At 68.0% G+C, this 19,960-nt stretch carries 23 protein-coding genes; 16 read left to right on the top strand and 7 right to left on the bottom strand.

The window, feature by feature from the left end; translation table 11 throughout:
• The first annotated feature begins 57 nt into the window (after window positions 1–57).
• The 3 genes from OG470_RS20710 (at window position 58) to OG470_RS20700 (ending at window position 3,202) form a co-directional block, all read left to right on the top strand.
• Complete coding sequence (locus OG470_RS20710; RefSeq protein ID WP_328414626.1) at window positions 58–624, top strand: SRPBCC family protein; 567 nt, start codon at window positions 58–60, stop codon at window positions 622–624.
• Window positions 621–1,814 carry a hypothetical protein gene (locus OG470_RS20705; protein ID WP_328414624.1) on the top strand — a complete coding sequence of 398 codons (1,194 nt, stop codon included), beginning with the start codon at window positions 621–623 and terminating at the stop codon, window positions 1,812–1,814. The genes OG470_RS20710 and OG470_RS20705 overlap by 4 nt, the downstream gene beginning before the upstream one ends.
• A 674-nt stretch (window positions 1,815–2,488) precedes the next feature.
• Window positions 2,489–3,202: a DUF2625 family protein gene (locus OG470_RS20700; RefSeq protein ID WP_328414622.1), complete on the top strand. Its 714-nt coding sequence runs from the start codon at window positions 2,489–2,491 to the stop codon at window positions 3,200–3,202.
• Between the two features lie 97 nt (window positions 3,203–3,299).
• Here the strand turns inward: OG470_RS20700 and OG470_RS20695 are convergent, their stop codons facing one another.
• The gene (locus tag OG470_RS20695; protein ID WP_328414620.1) at window positions 3,300–4,130 is read right to left on the bottom strand and encodes a DUF4386 domain-containing protein; all 831 of its coding nucleotides are present in this window, start codon (window positions 4,128–4,130) and stop codon (window positions 3,300–3,302) included.
• A 26-nt stretch (window positions 4,131–4,156) separates the two neighbouring features.
• Window positions 4,157–4,903 (bottom strand): NAD(P)-dependent oxidoreductase, encoded by a 747-nt coding sequence (locus OG470_RS20690; RefSeq protein ID WP_328414618.1) that lies wholly within the window; start codon window positions 4,901–4,903, stop codon window positions 4,157–4,159.
• Window positions 4,904–5,605: 702 nt separating this feature from the next.
• Between OG470_RS20690 and OG470_RS20685 the strand changes: the two genes are divergently transcribed.
• The 4 genes from OG470_RS20685 to OG470_RS20670 all read left to right on the top strand — a co-directional run bounded on the left by OG470_RS20685 (window position 5,606) and on the right by OG470_RS20670 (window position 7,752).
• Window positions 5,606–5,731: a hypothetical protein gene (locus OG470_RS20685; RefSeq protein ID WP_328414616.1), complete on the top strand. Its 126-nt coding sequence runs from the start codon at window positions 5,606–5,608 to the stop codon at window positions 5,729–5,731.
• Between the two features lie 186 nt (window positions 5,732–5,917).
• Window positions 5,918–6,499 (top strand): DinB family protein, encoded by a 582-nt coding sequence (locus OG470_RS20680; RefSeq protein ID WP_328414614.1) that lies wholly within the window; start codon window positions 5,918–5,920, stop codon window positions 6,497–6,499.
• Between the two features lie 149 nt (window positions 6,500–6,648).
• Window positions 6,649–7,314, top strand: a complete 666-nt coding sequence (locus tag OG470_RS20675; protein WP_328414612.1) for a TOPRIM nucleotidyl transferase/hydrolase domain-containing protein — start codon at window positions 6,649–6,651, stop codon at window positions 7,312–7,314.
• A 102-nt stretch (window positions 7,315–7,416) separates the two neighbouring features.
• Entirely contained in the window at window positions 7,417–7,752 is a 336-nt protein-coding gene (locus OG470_RS20670; protein ID WP_328414610.1) for a hypothetical protein, read from the top strand.
• Here OG470_RS20670 and OG470_RS37295 read toward each other — a convergent pair.
• Window positions 7,680–8,075 (bottom strand): site-specific integrase, encoded by a 396-nt coding sequence (locus tag OG470_RS37295; RefSeq protein WP_442930927.1) that lies wholly within the window; start codon window positions 8,073–8,075, stop codon window positions 7,680–7,682. The genes OG470_RS20670 and OG470_RS37295 overlap by 73 nt on opposite strands.
• A gap of 258 nt (window positions 8,076–8,333) precedes the next feature.
• Here OG470_RS37295 and OG470_RS20665 point away from each other — a divergent pair, with 258 nt between their 5' ends.
• Window positions 8,334–8,999, top strand: a complete 666-nt coding sequence (locus OG470_RS20665) for a cytidylate kinase family protein (protein ID WP_328414608.1) — start codon at window positions 8,334–8,336, stop codon at window positions 8,997–8,999.
• 159 nt (window positions 9,000–9,158) lie between these two features.
• Here the strand turns inward: OG470_RS20665 and OG470_RS20660 are convergent, their stop codons facing one another.
• A complete protein-coding gene (locus OG470_RS20660; RefSeq protein WP_328414606.1) occupies window positions 9,159–9,713 on the bottom strand; it encodes a UPF0158 family protein in 555 nt (184 codons plus the stop codon).
• Between the two features lie 109 nt (window positions 9,714–9,822).
• The gene (locus OG470_RS20655; protein WP_328414604.1) at window positions 9,823–10,887 is read right to left on the bottom strand and encodes a hypothetical protein; all 1,065 of its coding nucleotides are present in this window, start codon (window positions 10,885–10,887) and stop codon (window positions 9,823–9,825) included.
• 179 nt (window positions 10,888–11,066) lie between these two features.
• Between OG470_RS20655 and OG470_RS20650 the strand changes: the two genes are divergently transcribed.
• Window positions 11,067–11,726, top strand: coding sequence for an acVLRF1 family peptidyl-tRNA hydrolase (locus OG470_RS20650; protein WP_328414602.1), 660 nt, complete (start codon window positions 11,067–11,069; stop codon window positions 11,724–11,726).
• Window positions 11,727–11,907: 181 nt separating this feature from the next.
• Here the strand turns inward: OG470_RS20650 and OG470_RS20645 are convergent, their stop codons facing one another.
• Window positions 11,908–12,480 carry a GNAT family N-acetyltransferase gene (locus tag OG470_RS20645; protein ID WP_328414600.1) on the bottom strand — a complete coding sequence of 191 codons (573 nt, stop codon included), beginning with the start codon at window positions 12,478–12,480 and terminating at the stop codon, window positions 11,908–11,910.
• Window positions 12,481–12,685: 205 nt separating this feature from the next.
• Between OG470_RS20645 and OG470_RS20640 the strand changes: the two genes are divergently transcribed.
• The 7 genes from OG470_RS20640 to OG470_RS20610 all read left to right on the top strand — a co-directional run bounded on the left by OG470_RS20640 (window position 12,686) and on the right by OG470_RS20610 (window position 19,166).
• On the top strand, window positions 12,686–13,120 hold the full coding sequence (locus tag OG470_RS20640) for a hypothetical protein (protein ID WP_328414598.1): 435 nt from the start codon (window positions 12,686–12,688) through the stop codon (window positions 13,118–13,120).
• Window positions 13,121–13,314: 194 nt separating this feature from the next.
• Window positions 13,315–13,839 carry a hypothetical protein gene (locus tag OG470_RS20635; protein WP_328414596.1) on the top strand — a complete coding sequence of 175 codons (525 nt, stop codon included), beginning with the start codon at window positions 13,315–13,317 and terminating at the stop codon, window positions 13,837–13,839.
• A gap of 176 nt (window positions 13,840–14,015) precedes the next feature.
• Window positions 14,016–15,941, top strand: coding sequence for a S9 family peptidase (locus OG470_RS20630; RefSeq protein ID WP_328414594.1), 1,926 nt, complete (start codon window positions 14,016–14,018; stop codon window positions 15,939–15,941).
• A gap of 329 nt (window positions 15,942–16,270) precedes the next feature.
• Window positions 16,271–16,828, top strand: coding sequence for a dihydrofolate reductase family protein (locus tag OG470_RS20625; RefSeq protein WP_328414593.1), 558 nt, complete (start codon window positions 16,271–16,273; stop codon window positions 16,826–16,828).
• Complete coding sequence (locus OG470_RS20620) at window positions 16,828–17,199, top strand: YciI family protein (RefSeq protein ID WP_328414591.1); 372 nt, start codon at window positions 16,828–16,830, stop codon at window positions 17,197–17,199. The genes OG470_RS20625 and OG470_RS20620 overlap by 1 nt, the downstream gene beginning before the upstream one ends.
• Window positions 17,196–18,407: an RNA polymerase sigma factor gene (locus OG470_RS20615; RefSeq protein ID WP_328414589.1), complete on the top strand. Its 1,212-nt coding sequence runs from the start codon at window positions 17,196–17,198 to the stop codon at window positions 18,405–18,407. The genes OG470_RS20620 and OG470_RS20615 overlap by 4 nt, the downstream gene beginning before the upstream one ends.
• A 558-nt stretch (window positions 18,408–18,965) precedes the next feature.
• Window positions 18,966–19,166 (top strand): hypothetical protein, encoded by a 201-nt coding sequence (locus OG470_RS20610; RefSeq protein WP_328414587.1) that lies wholly within the window; start codon window positions 18,966–18,968, stop codon window positions 19,164–19,166.
• 77 nt (window positions 19,167–19,243) lie between these two features.
• Here OG470_RS20610 and OG470_RS20605 read toward each other — a convergent pair whose 3' ends face one another.
• Window positions 19,244–19,759, bottom strand: a complete 516-nt coding sequence (locus tag OG470_RS20605) for a pyridoxamine 5'-phosphate oxidase family protein (protein ID WP_089013234.1) — start codon at window positions 19,757–19,759, stop codon at window positions 19,244–19,246.
• Window positions 19,760–19,960: the final 201 nt, after the last annotated feature.

Genomic DNA, 19,960 nt, shown 5'->3' with positions numbered 1-19,960 from the left:
TGAGTCGGCGCCTACCGGGGACTAGCTGGACCAGGCCGAAAGGGACGGGAGGCGGCGATGGGCGTCGACCGGGACTGCACCGAGGTGGGGGACGACTTCGTCCGGGTCACCCGTACCATCAACGCTCCCATCGGCCAGGTTTTCGAGTACGTCATCGACGTCGACCTGAGCCACATCTTTCCCAGATTTGGACACTCGCCGGCAATCGTGGCCAGCAGCGTCACCACCGGCTGGAACACCCCAGGCGTGCGCCGGACGAACACCTCTGACGACGGCTCGACCAACGAGGACGAACTACTGACGGTGGAGCCGCCGAACTCGTTCTCGTACCGGGTCGACAATTTCAGCTCGCAGCGGCTGCGCGAGGTGGTCGACAGCATCGAGGGGTCCTGGTACGTCAGCGACCAGGAGGACGGCACCACGAGCATCGAGTGGACGTACGCCCTGAACCCGGTGGACGAGCCGGCCTGGGGCGGCCATCAAGGAGGATCTGCTGCCGCTCTACACCGAGCGGCTGAAGATGGCGATGAGCATCCTGAAGGACGACCTCGAGTGTTGACGACGGCGCCACGGACCGGCGCCACGCCCGGGGGAGCGGCCGGGCCGGCTCCGGGAGTGTGGTGACCGGGCGCGGGTCCGTCGTCGTGGGTGTCGTGGCCGCCCCCGGGGCCGCGGCCGACCTGGCGCGGGAGGCCGCCACGGAGCTCGCCGACCGGCTCCGCCGCCGCGTCCCGGAGGTCGACTGGGCGGTACGCCTCCAGGTGGCACGGCTCGTCGAAGGGCCGGCCGACCTCGGTCAGCTCATCGAGGCAACCCGGCGCCGGATGCTGGCCGAGGGCTGGAGTCTGGTCCTCTGTGTGACGGACCTGCCGTTGCAGACCGCGCGGCGGCCCGTGGTCGCGCACGCCAGCACCACCCACGGCGTCGCGGTCCTTTCCATGCCCGCGCTCGGCCCCGTCGCCGTGGCCCGGCGGATGGCCGAGGCCGGGGACCGGCTCCTCGCGGCACTGATCGGCGATACCGACGCAGTCGGCGACCCGGTACGGGCCGGCCCGCGCCGGCGGCGCCTGGCCACCGGACGGCGGGCCCAGGAACTCGGCGCGCGCGTGAACCACCAGGCGTCCGGCATCGGCCTGCTGGCCGGGGTGATCGGAGGCAACCTGCGGCTGCTGCTCGGCATGCTCCGGGCCAACCGGCCGTGGCGGCTGGCCGTCCGGCTCTCCCGGCTGCTGGTCGGTGCATTCGCGACCGCCGTCCTCGCCCTGGTGAGCGCCGATATTTGGCAGCTGTCGGCGGCCTTGGGCAACCTGCGGCTCGGCCTGCTCGCGGCCGGCTCCGTCCTGGCGGTGGTGCTGACCATGGTGCTCGGCGCGCGCCTCTGGGAGCGGGTTCCGCGCGACCCGGGTGCCCGGGAGCAGGTCGTCCTCTTCAACGTGGTCACCGTGCTCACCGTGGTGATCGGCGTCCTCGCGCTGTACGTGGCGCTCGCCGCGCTGACTATGATCGGGGCGATCGCCCTCGTCCCCTGGGACCTGCTCGCTGAATCCACCGGCCGACCGGCCGGCGTCGCCCACCAGGTCAAGCTGGGCTGGCTGGCCAGCTCGCTGGCGACGGTCGGCGGCGCGCTCGGCGCCGGACTGGAGTCCGACTCGGCGGTACGGGAGGCGGCGTACCGCTATCAGCCCGACGCGGAGCTGACCGGCGAGCAGGGTGGGCCGGACCCGACCGGCGGGGCCGGACCGGGACCGAGCGGCGAGTCCGGGTCACCGCGCAGAGACGGGTCTGAGCCGGAGCGGAACCACGAGGCCGGCTGACGGCCCTGGTCAGCGCTGTGATCAGGACCCGGTCGCGGTTGCCCTCGGCGGCGCGGATCGCCAGCAGGGCGATGTCATCGGTGGGCTGGTCCACGCGGTGAGGCTGGCCATCACGGTGGCGCAGACCACCGCGGGCCGGGACGGGGCGTGGGTGCACGCCCAACGGAGTAACAAACCGCGACGCACGCCGACGGGCGGTGGCGAACGACGGCGGACTTCGACCGGGCGTTCGTCTACCCAGCGAACCGCCGCTGACCTGGTGCGGACGGTCGCCGAGCGGGAGCCGCGGATCCCGGCGCCGTGGCGCCGCTGCCCGCGGTCGATCCGGAGCTGCTGAACCTCGCTGGCCCTTGGTACTGGGGGCCGGCCCCCTACGTGCTGCGGCCGACTCGGTAGCCCTACGACCCGGTAGCCCTACGACTCGGTAGCCCTACGACTCGGCGGCGCCGGTGCCCGGCGGTGTAGACCCGGCCGCTTGGCGAGTCGGCTGACCCCATGAACGCACTGATCTCGACTACTTGTTTCATTGCCCTAGGACCGCGGCCCAGATGAGGGCGTCCCCGCACGACCCCACAAACCAACTCCACCTGGTGGCAGTCAGGCTGCTCGACCGGGGTCAGCGGGTCAGCGGGACGCACTTCGCCGACGTGCAGCGGCCGGGGCATGATGATCGGATGCGCACCGTAGAGGAGCTGACGGCTACATCCGATCCGGCGTGGCCAGCGCTCGAGATGGAACTGCTGTCGAATCCGCAGATCAACATCTTGCCGGTCTCTGCAACCGTCGGGCGGGACAGCCTGTACCGCCTGCAGGTCTCCACGCGGTCGCGGCTGGGTGCGTTGGCATTGCACACCGGTGGTCTGCTGGTCGACGACGGCTGGCTGCGTGTGCTCGGCGGTGGTGGCGAGCGCGGTCTGCCCTCGCTGGCGGAGGTCAACGGCCTGCCGGGCGATGAGCAGGCGCCCGCGGCGCTGGTGGTCGGCTACGACGTGCTCGGCGGACGATTCGAGGTCAACGGCCCCGATCCGGCGACCATCGGCCGCCCCGGGGAGCCCGGCGAGGTGTGCTACTTCGGGCCGGACACGTTGGAGTGGGAGTCCTTCGGCGCTGGTCACGGCGCCTGGCTGTCATGGATCGCCGAGGGTGGTACCGGCCAGTTCTACGAGTCCCTGCGCTGGCCGGGCTGGCAAGAGGAGACACGCGGGTTGCCCTTGTCGCACGGCATGACGGTCTACCCGTTTCTGTGGTCGCGCGAAGCGCACCAGGACCTCGCTGGCACCACCCGGCGGCCGGCGCCCATGGCCGAGCTGTTCTCGTTGCAGGACGAGTTCGCTGCGCGGTTCGCCTCGGAACCGGACGCCACGGCGTTGCACGTCCGCGTCGTGTAAAGCGGCTAGCGTCAGCATCCATAGCCTGATGCCCAACGATGCACTCTCAGCAACGATGGACTCTCATCGGGCACGTCCGGACGTTCGGCCGCAGCGATCAACTATTGAGAGCCGCGCCCGGTCGGCGGCAGAAGCGTGCGTCGCGCCCGTCTGGCGGCGCGGACAGCGGCCGGGCCTTGTGGGCCCCGGCCGTGTGTTCGGCGGTTAGATGCTCTGCCCAGAGAGGGTGGGGACGCGGCTGGCGGGCGGGGTGCTGGTGGCGCCCATGCCAGTTGTGATGAGTGAGGGCTTGAAGCCCTTGACCACTAACCAGACGCCAAGGGACAGCTCCCCATAGTGCGATCGGGATGGTCAGGAGCGCCGACGGCGCGGACGCCTGTTCCCAGAGGCCGAACAACGTGGCGGCGGCGGAAGCGACGAGCAGGGGCGCTCCGATGAATCCGAGCAGGGGAAGAACCCGCGGCACCAGGCGCGACCGGTACAGCAGGAAGCCCAGCAACAGGGCGTTCACGGCCGGGAGGAAGCCTTGGCCGAGCATGAAGGTCCAGTCACGCATGGCGACCAGCGCCTGGCCGGTGACCAACGCATCTGCTCCGGCTCCGGCCTGCCGCAAGGTCACGACCGACATCAGGATCACGACGCCAGCAACGATGGTGGCGGCTTCCAGGACCCGTACGCCGACGAAGCCCAACGCGACCGCTTCGTTTTGCCTCTTGACCACCGGATACAGCACGACCGCGGTGCCGATGCAGGCGAGGGCCACGATCATCTCCAGGACGCCGCCGACCATGACGGCAGTGTCCGGGCCGGGGCCGACGATGTAGTTCGGTTCGCGCACCGGACCGTAGAGAGCCAGGGTCGGGATCGAGACAAAGGTGAGCAGGTAGAGCGCGCCCGCGACGAGCGCGATCTTCCTCAGCGAGGTCATCGGAGCTCCTTTCGGTCTTGCTGGGCTCATGTCGACCCGTCCCGATTGGCGACGGCGTGCGCGAGTGCCGAGGGTGTTTGGCGGCCGACGATTGCCGGTGCCTCATGGACGAGCTCGTCGTCGGTGAGGGCTTCAACCATGAATAGGGCAAAGTCCACTCGGCGCGTGATGTTGCTCTTGAGAATCGGGTCACCCGCATGTTCGCTCCACACGGGTAGGCCCTGACTGTCGCCCTCCTCCAGGTCACTGCCCCGCACAACGGTCCACCGCGTGTCGCTGGCGAACACCCGGCGGCAGGCTTCCACCTGGTCGTCGAGGTCGGCGAAGCGAGCGAGTTTCGCCAGTGGACCGGCGACCTTCACGATGGCCTTGAGCTTCCACGAGTACACGTCCCGGCCGTCGCGCGTGATGTGCCACCCGCACGAGAAGACGAGGCGTGCTCCGGGACGTGCGTGGTCGAGGACCGCCTGGGCCGTTCCCGCCGAGTAGTGGTGGACCCCTCGCGGAACCAACACGGTCAACACGCCGTCGCACCCGGTAACCGCGCGTCTGATGACGTCGCGGTCGTCTGTCGCTCCCGGAATGACGGTGATGCGGCCCTTGAACGCGTCGAGCTTGCCCACGCTGCCTTCCCGGCACACGCCGACGACCTCGTAGCCGCGGTCAAGCGCGTGTTGCACCATGTATTGCCCGAGTTTTCCGGAGGCCCCGACGATGCAGATCTTCTGCTTGGCCGGGCGACTGGCGTCATTTCGGACTTGTGCTGTTTCCATGACTTCTCTTCTCGCGTCTGGGGTGCGGCCAGATGACTCAGGACCGCAATCCGTGGCCAGGCCGAACGGACGTCGTGCTCAGTTCCTTGGACCGGTCGAGCCCGGCCTGACCCAGGCCGCGTGGGTGTCCTCGGTGCAAAGTGGACTCGACAGCGCGGTTCGGGCGACGATGACGGCCGGGCTCAGCCGACTCGCGAGCAGAGCGTGACCGGTGCATTCAGAGGCGGGCATCGCGCTACAGCGCAAAATACCGTCAACCGGTACCGACCACGACGCAGGTGAGCAGGGTCCCGGCCTGACACATTGATAACTTCTGCACACGGCGGTCTGCTCGGTCGTGGTCGCCTCGGCGTGATTGCGTCCGCGCGGCGTTGCAGACTGTCAGCCACTGGGGACCTGAGCGACATCTGGACCCTACGCGCTAAACGGTCAAACCTCAATGGCCAGGCGTTTTGCGCGAATTGGACCCGTCGGGGGAATGACCTGAATTCGGCGTAGTCGGGACCGGCCTCGGCTGAACCAGTCATGTACTGGTCGAGCTGAGCCCCGCTCGCCTCTCGGCTAGGTCAGCCAGGGTGCCCGGACTGGAACGAACTACTTGGATGTAGTTCGCCGATCGCTCAAGCGACGCCTTCTAGCGCACACTCCTTCAGCGACGGCCGCGGCCGATTCTTCTGCGACGACGTCCTGGGCGGCCACGCGGTGAAGATCCGATTCGAATGGACCACTCCGAGCCCGGACACCGCGCGCTGGGAGCAGGCGTTCTCCTACGACGACGGCTCCACCTGGCGGACCAACTGGACCATGGATCTCACCCGCGTCGTCTAACACTCAGTAACGGGTGGCGGCCAGTTGTCTCCCCCGCTAACTGGCCGCCAGCGGGGAATCCCACCTGGCCGCTAACACAGCCGGCCGCGGCGTAGCTCAGCGGTATCGGGTGCGAAGCTTGTCGACGAGATGGGCCGTAGTTAAATCCCTGGTCGACCGATAGGCGTATTACCGATGATTGCGGCCATGGCCACGACCCGACGAGCCGACATGTTCACCGCGGACGGTGAGCCGTCCGACGACGGCCCGCGTGAGAACGGACCAAGGTTGGGCAACGAGCGCACCACGCTGGTCGAAGCCATGCGCTGTCAACGCCTCATGTTCGAGATGAAATGCGCAGGTCTTGATGCGGAGGCGATGGCGCGGCGTTCCGTCGAGCCTTCGACGATGTCGCTGCTGGGGCTGGCGCGGCACCTGGCCAAGGTGGAGCGCGCGACGTTCCGGGGGCTGATGGCGGGACAGCACCTGCCCCGGCTGTTCTGCTGCGACACCGACCGTGACGGTGACTTCGATGGTGCTGTTCCCGACCCCCAAGTCGTTGCGCAAGCGTGGCACGCATGGCGTGCGGAGGTGGACTTCGCCACGCGGTTTATGGCCGCGGCGCCCAGTCTCGACATCACCGGCACCGAGCCTTTGAATCAGCATGGCAGCGGTGGAGGGCCGATGTCGCTGCGCGAGGTGCTGGTCGGAATGATCGAGGAGTACGCCCGCAACATGGATCACGTCGACCTGTTGCGCGAGCGTATCGATGGACGCATAGGCCAGTAACCCACCCGAGCCCCCGACCGTGGTCAGCAGCGCGTTGTTGGCGTACACGTCGTAGGCGGTGACGCCGACGTTGACTCAAATGGCCGACCAGGCCGCTGGGCGGATGTGCGCGAGAGTTCTCTGCTATCACAACCGGACGGGAAACCACCATGGATGTCACCGAGGGCCGCGAGCTTGCCCGCAGGGCGCTCGATGGCCACTTGGGTGGCAATGCCGCCTCGATCCGGGCAACGGCCCGCGCCCTAGCGAAGGTCGAGTCCGCCGTAGCCGTGGTGCTCGTCGAGGGCATCAGCGACCAGATCGCACTGGAAACGGCCGCAGTGGGCCGCGGCCGGGATCTCGAGGCCGAGCGGGTCGTGATCGTGCCGATCGGCGGGGCGCACGCGATCGGCCGCTTCCTGACGAGGTTGGGCCCCCTGGTCACCCGGGTGCGACTTGCCGGTCTGTGCGACCTGCGTGAGGAGGAGATATTCCGGCGCGGACTGAACGTGACCCACGTTGGCTCACCTCGGACGCGCACCGACATGGAGCACCTCGGGTTTTACGTCTGCGTCAACGATCTGGAGGAGGAGCTGATCCGCGCCGTCGGCACCGCAGGGGTCGAAGCACTCTTCGATTCGCAGGGCGACCTCCGATCGTTCCGCTCATTCCAGAGCCAGCCCGCCTGGCGCGGCCAGAAGCCCGAAGCCCAGATGTGGCGGTTCCTGCGCAGCAGCTCGCGCCGCAACCTGCGCTACGCACGCCTGCTCGCTGAGGCGGCAGTTGGCCGGGATACCTTGCCGCGGCCGCTCGACGCACTGCTCACCACCGTTTAACCCACCGAAGGTCAAGCCCTCGACCGTCGGCCCGAAAGGTGCCGGTACCGGCATCGGGATCCCGGCGGTGGCGGCCAGGTGCTTGAGCCGGCGGGTTGCCGCATGCCGGTCCATCCGCGCTCCGAGGGTGTTGCGCAGGATCGGACCGTCGACCGCATGGCCCACGGCCCTGGCCACGGCAGGCGGCAGCGGAACGAGGACGACTTTGCCGCCCTTGCCGCGGACGCGAAGGACGCGGTGGCCGTGTTCCTCTCCGAGGTCACCGATGTTGGCGCCGCAGGTTTCGAAGATCCGCAACCCGAGCAGGCCGAGCATGGCGATCAGCGCGAAGTCGTTCGGGTTGGCCGACTGCCGTGCGGTGGTGATCAGGGCCTCGAACTGCAGGTGACCCAGCCCAGGGTGGGCGATTCCGGTGGCACCACCGGTCTGCGCACGTAGTCGGCCGGCGAGTGCGGCAGGAGGCCGTCGATGACGCAGACACGGTAGAAGCCGACCACCACCGACAGGCGGCGAGAGACGGTCGAGGGCTGGAAGCGGCGCACGTCCTGGAGCCAGCGTACGTACCGCTCGATGTCCGCGCGCGTGGCCGACAGCGAATCCAGATCATGGCTGGTGCACCAGGTCAGGAAGATCCGCAGGTCGGACTCGGTGTGCAGCCGCGAGTCACCTCGGTACCGACCGAGATAGGCAGAGGCCTCTGCACGCAGAACGACACGATCAGGAGAGACGACACCGGGACCGGAAGCAGGAGAGGTAGTCATACCTCACGGTGCGTCACAACTACAGTCGGTGGGCAACGCTCTCCAGGCGGCAGAACCGGATGGCCGCGCGGGACGCGGCAGAACGGTCACGCAATACCGAGCGACCAGCACCGGCATGACAGTGCGTTTGCGCCACGACCGCAGCCACTTCCGCATGCAGCAATCTCGCTCACTCGGGCATTGGCAGGCGCGAAAGGGCTGGCGCGCATAAGGTCGGCTCGACATGGCGACCTTCGCGAGACTAGGACGGGGCAGGGCATGGACCAAGGCACCCGCGACGAGATGCTCGGCCGCCTGGCTGAGGCAGTCGGGGCCGTCACAGTCGCACACCCGATGCGGGTTGCCATCGACGGACCGCCCGCCGCAGGCAAGACCACCCTCGCCGATGAGCTGGCCGTCGCCTTGCGCGAACAGGGTCGCGACGTCATCCGCGCGACGATCGACGATTTCCTCTTCCCCCGGGCACAGCGCTATCCGCGCGGCGAGTACTCGGCCGAAGGCTGCTACTTCGACACCCACAACTACGACGCGCTGAACCGGGTTCCGCTCGGCCCAAGCGGAGATCGACGCTTCCAACACGCGGTCTACGACCGCACAGCGGATACTGCACTGTCCCCGCCGGTCACGACTGCCCCCGCCGACGCCGTGCTGATCTTCGACGGCGTCTTCCTCATGCGCCCGGAACTGATTGATCGGTGGGACCTGCGCATCTTCGTGTCGACCGCCCTCGACAAGACTGTCGATCGTGCCGTGATCCGAGAGCGCCGGGTGTTAACTCGGGCCGACGTCGAACGGCGCTGGCGCTGGCGTTACATCCCCTCCCAACAGTTCTACTTCGCTACGGTCCGCCCGACCGATCACGCCAACATCATCGTGCACAACGACGAGCCCCAGCAGCCGGTCTGGGCGACTCAAACACACTGACCACACTCAATTCGGCACGAGCGGACGTTGTCTGGGTGCGCGGTCACCGGCACGACCGCGCCTCGAGTGCCACCGCGAATTCGTGACGCACCGTGACGCCCAGTCGCCGGCAGATGCGTGCGTTCGTCGTACAGGAAGTCGCGCGGCGCGGGCGCCAGCTCATGGAAGGTCGAGATCTCGGTGCTCGGCCACGAAACGCTCGCCCGTTTCGTCGTCGACCAGCGAGTTGTCGACCAGCCATTCAACCGCCCGCCGCTTCGCGCGCACGCCGCGGAAGGCGTACCACGCCGACAGCAGGTGCGGATACTCCTCGTGCAACTCGTTCTTGAACCGGCGGAAGGCCCCCTTGCCCTGGATAGCTCGCGCGAGTCGGCGGCCGGCCACCGCGTCACTGATCCTCTCAGCGAAGTCGGCCATGTCCTGGTACCAGACGTAGGACGGCAGCGGATCGATGCCGATCAGGTCGAGATCGCCAAGGTCGACGGGCGCGTGTCCATCGATGCCGCCGTCCGTCGTCCAGAACACGGTCTCGCCGGTCTGGGGGTTGATCAGCCATCGGTGCTCGTAGTCGGTCTGGTCCTCGAGCGCGGCGGCGATCTCCTCCAGGTCTAGCCGGCTCAGGTCAAGCATCCGGCCACCATAAACCCGCTGCCCGCCGCGCTTCCACCAGCGACCGCGGGACCAGCGGCAGAAACGCAAGTCAGCCTCGATCATTCGAGATGGCACATACTCGGCAGCGCAGCTGGCGGGCGTCGGCGCTCGTAGCGCCAGCCGACCGCTGCGAAGGTTTCATGGCGCTGTCAGGCTGGAACCGTGTGAGGGCCTACCCGCGCTGCGAAGGTTTGACCAGACCGAGCCAATGCGCGGCCTCATCGGCCGGAAGCATGCCATCAACGGTTACCGTCGGGCGCATCAACGGGTATGGCCGGCCGGCGTTCCAGCTCCGCGGGTACGGCGGCGGATCGATGACGACGACTCGCTTTCCTTCCAGCTTCGGGATATCCGCGGGACGGCCCTCGTTCCAGATCCATTCGCCGTGGGCGTCGACCAGGTTGAAGTTGCCTCGGATGCCGCCTGCCGGTGTCAGGTCCTCGCCGTCGGAGGCCGCCGCGATCTCCGCGGCGCTTGGCCGTTGACCGGGCACCAGGCCCTGCGACTCGTCGCCGATCAGGGCGGCGGCGAGGAGCGTGTGCAGCTGAAAGTTGTCGCCGACGCCGCTTATCGTCACCCGATAGCCGCGTCGGGTCGCGCGGTGCAGCACGACCAGCGGTTCGTCGTCCAGGACAAGCATCAGCCCGTACAACCAATGCGCCGTGCCGATGTGCTCACGCGTCGCGTCGATGGCGGCGGTAAGCCGCGGTCGCTCGGGCAGCACGGCCCGCACGTCCTTGCGCTGCGAGAGATACAGCACCGGCTGAACCCAATTGCCGCCGGAGAACCACGCCTGCACCAGGTTATAGGCGTCCGGCTCGGCCATCCCCCGGTTGGGCGCCGTCTCGACGAACCGCCCGATCGTCGGGCCGATCTGCTCCGCATCATCGGGGTCGGGCAGGTCCCCGAACACCGCACCGTACAACTCGGCGAAGCGTGCCGCCTGCTCCAACGCGTTGGTGGCCCGCCTGACAAGCGTCGGCACCACCACCGCCGCATCGGTGCCGTAGTCCGCCATGCTGCCGGCAATCTGGGCCAGGTCGCCGCCCATCCCGAGCGGGATCTCGGCAAGCACCGAAGTCAACCTGGCCAGGGCCGCGTCGACCTCGTCAGGGCGCGCCTTCGGCGTGGCGCCCACGATGCCCCGCAGGGCCGCGAAGAACCGCTTGTCGTCGCGGCTGTCCACCGCGCCGACCAGGTTGTCGACCCGCTTGCCCAGGTCCGCCTTGAACAGCATCCGGCGATCTTAGCGTTCGGTCTCAGGGAGTCCTTCCGTGCCGAAGACCAACATGAGACTGCGACCAACGCCCTCAATTCGACAGAACCGGGCATCAGCTGGGCTGTGTTCGATGGCGCGACCCGCTTCATGTGAGCATGGTGGGTGCAGGCCGGCCGTTCCCGATAGGTGGTGTTCACGTGGTGAAGGCGCGACCCGCCGCGGGTGGCGGGCGGTGGGTGGAGATCTCACCGGAGCGGATTCGTGGTTGGCTCGACGGCTTCTACAGCCGCCACGACGGCGCCACCGAGCAGGGCCTCGTGTTGACCGGCGTGAGCAACGGTGATACCGCCACGCTGTATCCGCCGCCGGGGCTTGCCGACGCGCAGGATGTCGACACGCTGCTGACCCGCATCATCCGACCGCCCCGGATCGCCGTGCTGCTGGCCCGAAAGGGCGCGGTTGCCGCCGGCGTCGCAGACGGTACGACCATCACCGTCTCGAAGGTCGAGCGCTTCTACGTGCAGGGTCGCACCGCGGCCGGCGGTTCCTCGCAGCAGCGCTACGCACGTCGCCGCGCCAACCAGGCCCAGGCTGCTACTCAGCGGGCTGCGGACATCGCCGCGCGGATCATGCTGCCCCACGCGCCCGGTGTTATCGCCGACCCTCACGATGCAGTCAGTGCCCTGGTCTGTGGCGGCGACCGGTCGATGATCGACGCGGTGCTGACAGACCGGCGTCTGTCGCCACTGGCGCTACTGCGTCATCCACACCTGCTCGAATCCGCCGAGCCCCGTCTGGCCATCCTGGAGGATGCGGCGGTTACGGCCAGACGGATCCGCGTCCATCTGATGCCGTGACCACGATCAGGTCCAGCAGATCGGACCTGTACGCGATGTCCCGTAACCCGCCCGCTCTGCGGCATGTCCGGATGGCCGCAGCGCAAGCTGTCTGCGGCATGAGAGTGCCTGGTGCCGGCCCCTCGCCGCAGCGAAGCGAAGCGCCCGGATGCCGGGCGACGTCGCGCGAGGGAGCGAGGACTCAGCGGGCGGGCACCGGCTCGGACGACGGCCGCCACTCTCGCCTGATCAGCCCGTAGACCCACGAGTCAGAGACCTCGCCGTTCACGACGCAGTCTTCCCGCAACGTCCCTTCACGCACGAACCCGAGCTTCTCCAGCACGCGGGCAGATGCCACGTTGCGTGTATCGGTCTCAGCCTGGACGCGATTCAGGTCCAGCGTGTCGAATGCCCACCGCAGCAAAGCGCGCGCGGCCTCCGTCGCGTAGCCGTGGCCCCACGCTGCATCGTCGAAGCAGTAGCCCAGCGATGCGCTGCGGTAGTCCGGATTCCACCGGTTCAGGCTGCACCAGCCGATGAACGCCCCGTCGGAGTCACGATCCACGGCCAGCCGCGCCCCGGTGCCCCCCTCTGCCATCTGCCGGCAAGCCGTGATGAACCGCTCAGAACGCACGCGCTCGCTCCACGGTGACGCGTCCCAGTAGCGCAGCACGTAGGCGCTGCTGTGCAGCGCGAAGAGGTCGTTCGCATCCGCGTCGTCGAAGGGACGCAGTCTAAGGCGAGTGGTGTGCAGCGTGGGGGTGGGCAGCGACATGGGCGTCATGTTCCCTCCTGTGATTGGTGGCCGATCAACCAGACATCCGGTGCCGGCCACTCGCAATGGGTTTTCTCGGCGGGCGGGCGGAACGACGTGCTCGCTCATCGGCAGAGTCGGGCGGTAGCGGCTGGTAGGCGCGCGCTCGGCGGCATGAGTCTGCGCAGTGAGCGGATGCGTCGGCTCATCCACTACCGTCCGGGCTGTGGCAGCCAAAGCAGCGGGAGCGTTTCGTCGGACGTCGATCGAGCGATCAGACCAGCGGGTCGCATGGGAACGGACGGACCATGCCTTCTTCGCTGCCGGAGCGTGTCACATCCTCGCCTGGGTCTGCCGGGATTCCTATCCAGACCGGCCCATCGAGATAACCGCGGTGCGCTTCCCGGGCGAGCGGCACGTCTTCCACACCTACGCGGCCTGGGATGGCTGGGCGTTCGACCACTCGGGCTGGAATCCCGAGCCGCAACTGCTGGCGGTCAACACAGACTTCGAAGGCCATCCGCTAGAACGCATCAAGATCACAGACAGTCTCGCTGAGTTCTGCGAGAAGCACCACCACCGCATGCCGAACCAGTACTGGCATGACCCGCTCCCCCGTGCTCACGACTACGTCGGCCGATACATCCCGCCCTGGGCGTAGCCCCTTACCCGGGCACTCACACCGGCGAAGCACATCTGTCGAGCTGGCTTAGCTACGCACGGTGATGGCCGCATCGGCCGCCTACGCGCTCGATCCGCGGCAGATCCGTGCACGCGAGCGTGGACTCTACGAGGCGACCCGTGAACCAAGGATCAACGCTCAAGCGATGTTTCACCTTCAGCTATCGTCGTCAGATGCCCGGTGCCCGCACCGCCGTGACCGCCCTTGTCGCCCTCACGATCGTTGACGTCTTCCACACCATCGTCGCCCTCGCGGCGTACGAGCACCGGATCGGCGTAGTGACCCACGACGGGTCCGGCACGGTGGACATGCTCGACAGCATCGTGCCGCTTCGCGAGCTGTCCGCAGCGATGTTCTGTCTGCTGCTTCTCACGCTGCTTACCGCCTGGGCCGGCGTCGCCAACTGGTTCATCCGGGCCTGGCGCACCGGACCACCGGTCGCACCCACAGCGCCAGTGGCGTGGTGGCGGATGAGCGCGATCGTCGCCGTACCCCTCAACCTGATCGCAGCCGTGCAGTACCTGTCCGCCACCGCAAACGGGGGCGAGTACATGCGCACTGTCCTGGCTGAGACCACCCTGCTGCTGGTCGCCGCATCCGTGGCACTCGTGACCACCACGACCGGCGGTATCCAGGTCGTCCGGCGCACCGCAGCAAACCAGCAGCACACCGTCGATGCCCGAGCCACAACGGCGTAGTCGTCCACATGACGCACGGTCGGCGGCAGATGTGCGCGTCCGATCAAGTAGCGAGATCGTCTCCTCCTGGCGTTGTTTGTCGAGATCGGGGCTGCTTGCGAGGACGCCGCAGCCATGCTGCGGAGGCGTTGCGGCAGCGGCTGGCCACCGTGGGAATCGATCGTTACTGTGCATCGGTGGCCCGTACACAGCTCACCGCCGAGTTGGTGGTTGACGGTCGTGTTCCGCGCGCATTGGCGCTGTCGCCGGACGGCAAGTGGGTCGCCTACGTGGTCGCCCCGGTCGGACGGGCTGGTGATCACCCCGTTAGCGAACTCTGGGTCGCCGCCACCGACGGGACCGGGTCGCCGCGACGATTAACTTCGGGTGAGGCGCACGATTCGGCGCCGCGGTGGGCCGCGGATTCGCTGCTGGTCTACTTTCTCTCCGACCGGGCCGAGCGTGGCACGGCGCAAGTACACCGGGTCGGGCTGGTCGACGGTGTCGTGGAGGCGGTCACGTCCTGGGCCGGTGGGGTGTCCGGGCACCTCCCGCTGGCCGATGCCGACCTGGTCATCGTGATCGCAGCCGATGAACCGTCCGCTGAGGACCAACGTCGGGGCAGGGAGCGTGACGACGCTCGGGTGTGGGGTGAACGCGTACGCCCGGACCGGCTGCGGCTGCTCGACGTACGGAGCCGCGAGATCCGGACACCGGATGCGTTCGGCGATCGCCATGTCGTCGAGGTGGCCCAGCGGCCCGACGATGGAATGCTGGCGGTCCTCACCTGGTCGACCCCCGACGTGGACCCGGGCCTGGTCAAGCCCGGTCTCCACCTCCTCGACCCGGACAGCGGCGTGACGCGGGACCTCGGCCCGGCCGCGGCGGACGCGTCGTCGCTCGTCTGGTGGTCCGCCGACGACGGCTGGCACCTGGCATATGTCGCGAAGACCCCGCCCGCTCTGGTGGGCGGACACGCGGTTCTCGATGTCGTCGTACCGGTGAGCGGGCCGGTGGGCGCGCACCGTAACCTGACCGCCGGCACGACCGGCTGCCCGAGCAACCTGGTCCAGGTCGACACCGGTCCGCCGCTGGCGCTGGTCGCCGACGGGCTCGATACCGCGATCCACCGGCTCGATCCGGTCGGGCCCACCCTCGTCGAGCTGTCCCGGGTCGACGGCCTCGCGACGTCGTTGACCACAAACCGGCACGGTGACGCCGTCGCGGCGGTCGTCAGCACGTCCTACGAGCCCGGAAACGTCCACGCCGGCCCCACTTGCGGGCCGCTGACGAGGCTGACCGACCTCAGGCCCGAACTCCGCGACATCCGGTGGGGTGTCCAGGAACGCCTGTCATACGAGGCATCCGACGGGCTGGCCCTCGACGGCCTGCTGATCCTGCCCGCCGGCCGGTCCCACAAGGACGGGCCCTTTCCACTGGTGACACTGGTCCACGGCGGCCCGTACCACCGGCACGCCGACCGGCTCATGCTCGGCTGGGACCCGTCCGGCCAGTGGCTGGCGACCGCCGGCTACGCCGTGTTCCTGCCGAACCCGCGCGGCGGCAAAGGGCACGGCCACGACTTCGCGGTGCGCGTCGCCGGTGCCGTCGGCCTCGACGAGTGGACCGACATCTGCGCCGGCATCGACCTGCTCATCGCCGGCGGCGTCGCCGACCCGGACCGGCTGGGCATCGGCGGCTGGAGCCACGGCGGGTTCATGGCCGCCTGGGCGGTCGGGCAGACCAACCGGTTCAAGGCCGCCGTGATGGGAGCCGGCATCAGCGACTGGGGAATGCTCGCCGCAACCGGAGAACAGGAGCCGTTCGAGTCCGCCCTCGGCGGCAGCAGCGGCTGGGAAGGAACAGGTCCACACCGCCACGACCGGCTCAGCCCAATCTCGTACGCCTCCAAGATCCGCACGCCGGTGCTGATCCTGCACGGCGAGAACGACACCAACGTCCCGGTATCACAGGCGGCGTTCTTCCACCGCGCGCTACGCAGGTTCGGAGTCGAGCACCAGTACGTCGTATATCCCCGAGAGAACCACTCGATCCGCGAACGCAACCACCAATTCGACGTACTCCGCCGCACCCGCGCATGGTTCGACCGGTGGCTCGGATGACCCAACGTCCGACCGCCACGACCGATGCGGTGACCACGGCAGGCCAGGCCACCTAATTCCAGAAACAGGGCGGCAAGCCGCGGCAGGCGTTGACCCAGCTGCTGATCGTCGTCGAAGTTCCACAGCAGACACGCACTCATCTCGGCACGTCGGGACGGCAACCGGGCCAGCTCGGCGTGACGCTGCATAGTGCGCGGATCGCGGCATGAGCGTGAGCCGTCGTCGCTGGGCCAGCGAGCACGCTCGACGAGCCGCGATGTCGAAACTCGGGCGTTCAGCATCGACGTCTCTTCTGGAGGCGCCCGACGGGGGTGTCGAAGGAGGTAATGATGCGTAAGATGATCGCGGGTCTGTTCATGTCGCTTGACGGGGTGGCAGACGCGCCGGACGGGTGGCAGTTCCCGTATCTGGACGCCGACGTCATGGCCAGCATCACCAGCTCGATGGCGCAGACGGACGCACTGCTGTTCGGCCGGCGCACCTATGACGAGTTCGCCACACGGTGGCCCGACCAACGCGGCAACCGGTCGGCGGAGTTCTTCAACGACACGCAGAAGTACGTCGTCACCTCGAAAGCGGCGGGCCTGGACTGGGGCCCGGTGACGCAGCTGAACGGCGACCTCGCAGCGGAGCTCGCCACGCTGAAAGCCAAGCCGGGCAAGGACATACTCATCCAGGGCAGCACCGCGCTCGTGCGCTCGCTGCTGCGGGACGGGCTGCTCGACGAGTTGAGTCTGCTGATCATTCCGATCCTGGCCGGCGTCGGTCTGCGGCTGTTTGACGACAACGCCCGGGTCGAGCTCATACTCACGGAATCGACCGTGTTCGACAACGGCGTGGTAAAGGTGACCTACCGGCCCGCGTCCGCCCCACATGGAGAACGTTGATGAAGTACCTGATCCTGATCCAGAGCAACGAGCAGTCCCGCGCGGTCTGGGAGACGCTGACCGAGGCGGAGCGGATCGAGTTCGGTAAGAGCCATCTTCGGCTGACCGAGGAACTCCTCGCCTCGGGCGAGCTGATCGCCTCCGAGGCTCTGGTTGATCAGTCGCTGGCGACACGGGTGTCGGTGCGCGATGGCCGGACGGTGACATCTGACGGGCCGTTCGCGGAGATCAAGGAGTACGTTGCCGGGTTCTACCTCGTCGAGTGCGACAGCCACGAGCGCGCGATCGAGATCGCCGCGAAAGCATCCGACGCCCAACGCTGCTACGTCGAACTCCGTCCGGTGTTCGACATCCGGGCGTTGGACCTATGACAACGCCACCCGTCGAGGACGTGCTGCGCGAGCTTGCGCCGCACGTCCTCGGCGCGCTCGTACGGCGCTACGGCGGCTTCGAAGACTGCGAGGACGCCACCCAGGAAGCGCTGTTCGCGGCGGCTGTGCAGTGGCCGGCGCAGGGTGTGCCCGGCAACCCGAAGGGCTGGCTGATCACCACGGCGTCCCGGCGCCGAATCGAACTGTTGCGTAACCAGGCCGCTCGCAGCCGCCGCGAGGACGCCTTCGCCGAGTTCGACCAGCCCCGCCGGGACGCCGCCCCCGCAGCCGACGACTCGCTCACCCTGATGCTGATGTGCTGCCACCCTGCCTTGACCCGCGGATCGCAAGTGGCGTTGACGCTGCGCGCCGTCGGCGGGCTGACCAAGGCAGAGATCGCCCGCGCGCTGCTCGTCCCCGAGGCGACCGTGGCACAGCGAATCAGCCGGGCGAAACAGCGGATCAAGGCCAGCGGCCTGAGGTTCCAGATTCCGCCGCCGGCCGAGATGGACGAGCGGATCGCCGCCATCCTCCACGTGCTGTACCTGGTGTTCAACGAGGGACACACCGCCAGCTCCGGGCCGTCGCTGCACCGCGTCGATTTCACCACAGAGGCCATACGGCTCACCCGCCAACTCCACCGGCAACTGCCACAAGACGGGGAGATCGCCGGCCTGCTCGCCCTCATGCTGCTCACCGACGCCCGCCGACACGCACGCACGCGCCAAGACGGCTCCCTGGTTCCGCTGGCCGAACAGGACCGCTCCCAATGGAACGCCGCGGCCATCGCCGAAGGAACCGCCCTGATCAGCGCCACCATGGCGACCGCCCCGATCGGCCCGTACCAACTACAAGCAGCGGTCGCCGCCGTGCACGACGAAGCCACCCATGCCAAGGAGACAGACTGGACGCAAATCCTGGGCCTGTACACCCTGCTCCGCAACATCGCGCCCGGCCCCATGGTCACGCTCAACCGCATCGTCGCCGTGGCGATGGTCCACGGCGCGCAGACCGCACTGGCCGAACTCGCCGCCGCCGAGGCCGACCCCGCGCTCACCCACCACTACCGGATCCACGCGGTACGCGCGCACCTGCTCGACCTCACAGGCGACCACGCGACAGCGCGCGAGCACTACCACTTCGCCGCCCAAGGCGCCCTGAACCTGCCCGAACAGCGATACCTCGAATCCCGCGCCACTCAACCGTAGTCACAGATCGATGCTCCCGCGCAATTCGTGTATCGAGACAGATACCGGGATTTCGCGCCCAACTCGACAAACACACCCTTTAGGACGCACTCATCTCGACAGATCAGGATGCCGAGCGGTAGCGGCCGCCGTCACGCTCCGCCACGCGCGCTCAGCGGCAGTTGCGGACGTTCCACTCGCTCGCATGCAGTCGAGTCGCACTGCTCGACGGGCGCAGAGGCATGCCGATTGCTAGATCAGTGGGCCATCCAGGTGACCAACTGGCTCTCTGTGCGCGGCTATGAGCACGCCATGCGATGCGGCGGGAGACACTCGGACGATGACCGGCATGCCCCCGGAGACGATGTATCACCGATCGCTGGGCTGGCACGCCCCTGCTCGCCCTAGGCCTTTGCGCGGCGCCGGCCGAGGCCGGGCAGCACATCGCCGTAACCAACACGAGTGGCATACTCAATTCGGCTACTTGTTTCATTGACCTACGACCCCGGCCCGGCCCGGCCCGGCTTCGGTCGAGGCGCCCGGGCTGTCGCTCTCATCTCGGCTGCCCACGCTGGTTGTGTGGCTCTCATCTGGCCTGCGCCCCCGATGGAGGCCCTACGGGCACTGAAGCGGCGCCTGTCCGACATCGTCTACCGGCAGATGATGGCCGACGCGAAGCTGGTCAGGACGGGTCCGGGAGGACACGCGGGGGCGACTCTGCAATCCAGCGCGGCCGACCTGAACCCCGAGATCGACACTTCGGAAAAGTCACTTCCCTGACCCGCCACACCCCAGCCTTGACCGGCCCCGCTCCTTCATGGATGACACAGAGGGGTGCCAGCAGCGGGTATCAGCGCCTATGCAGGGCGCCAGGTCTGCCGGGGTCGGTATCCAGCGCGTCGCAGCCAGTGCTCGGTGTAAAGGATGCGGTTGGGGGTGATGATCGTCAGAGGGTCGGTGGGCGGCTCCCTCAGGGAGCGTCCTTGCTCAACGTGGTCCGACTGCCACCGGAACGCCTCCCAATACTGCTCAACCTCGGGGTCGTCACGCTCTAGAGTCCGTGCCCTGCCGAACAGCTGCGCCCCGCGGCTGCTCGACTGTCCGACAAGGGGCGCGACGATCCCTGCGGAGATCCGCGGGTCGCGCTTGAGGTTCCGGGACTTCACCGAGGCATTCCAACTGGTGTAGAAGATCTCGAAGCCCAGGCTGCAGTAGCGCACCGGGGTCGCGGAAGGGCTGCCGTCCTTGTTGACGGTGGCGATCACAGCGAGGTTGTGAGTCGACAGCAGATTCAGGATGCGTTCTTCGAGCTGCTCGCGCGGCAGGTCTCGATCAGGAGTTGGACCGGCAAGCCAAGGGTTCGTCAGCGGCATACCGGCATTCTCACTGAGCCGCTCAAACTCCCACCGACCCTCCTCACCCGGACGCCCTGTATTCGGCAAAGTCGCGCGGTCAGCGGCAGATGTGCGCGCTGCAGTCAGTCGTCCGTCGGCTGGTTGGTATGTCGTAGAATCATCGAGCTTCACGGGTCAGGGTCCGGTCAAGGTGGGTTCTGCGGGTGGCATAAGGGCGGT

Origin of the sequence: Micromonospora sp. NBC_00389, from assembly GCF_036059255.1 — a bacterium.
Lineage (GTDB): Bacteria > Actinomycetota > Actinomycetes > Mycobacteriales > Micromonosporaceae > Micromonospora.
The sequence above is the reverse complement of the archived record's forward strand: the minus strand, read 5'-3'. Positions and strand labels throughout refer to the sequence as shown.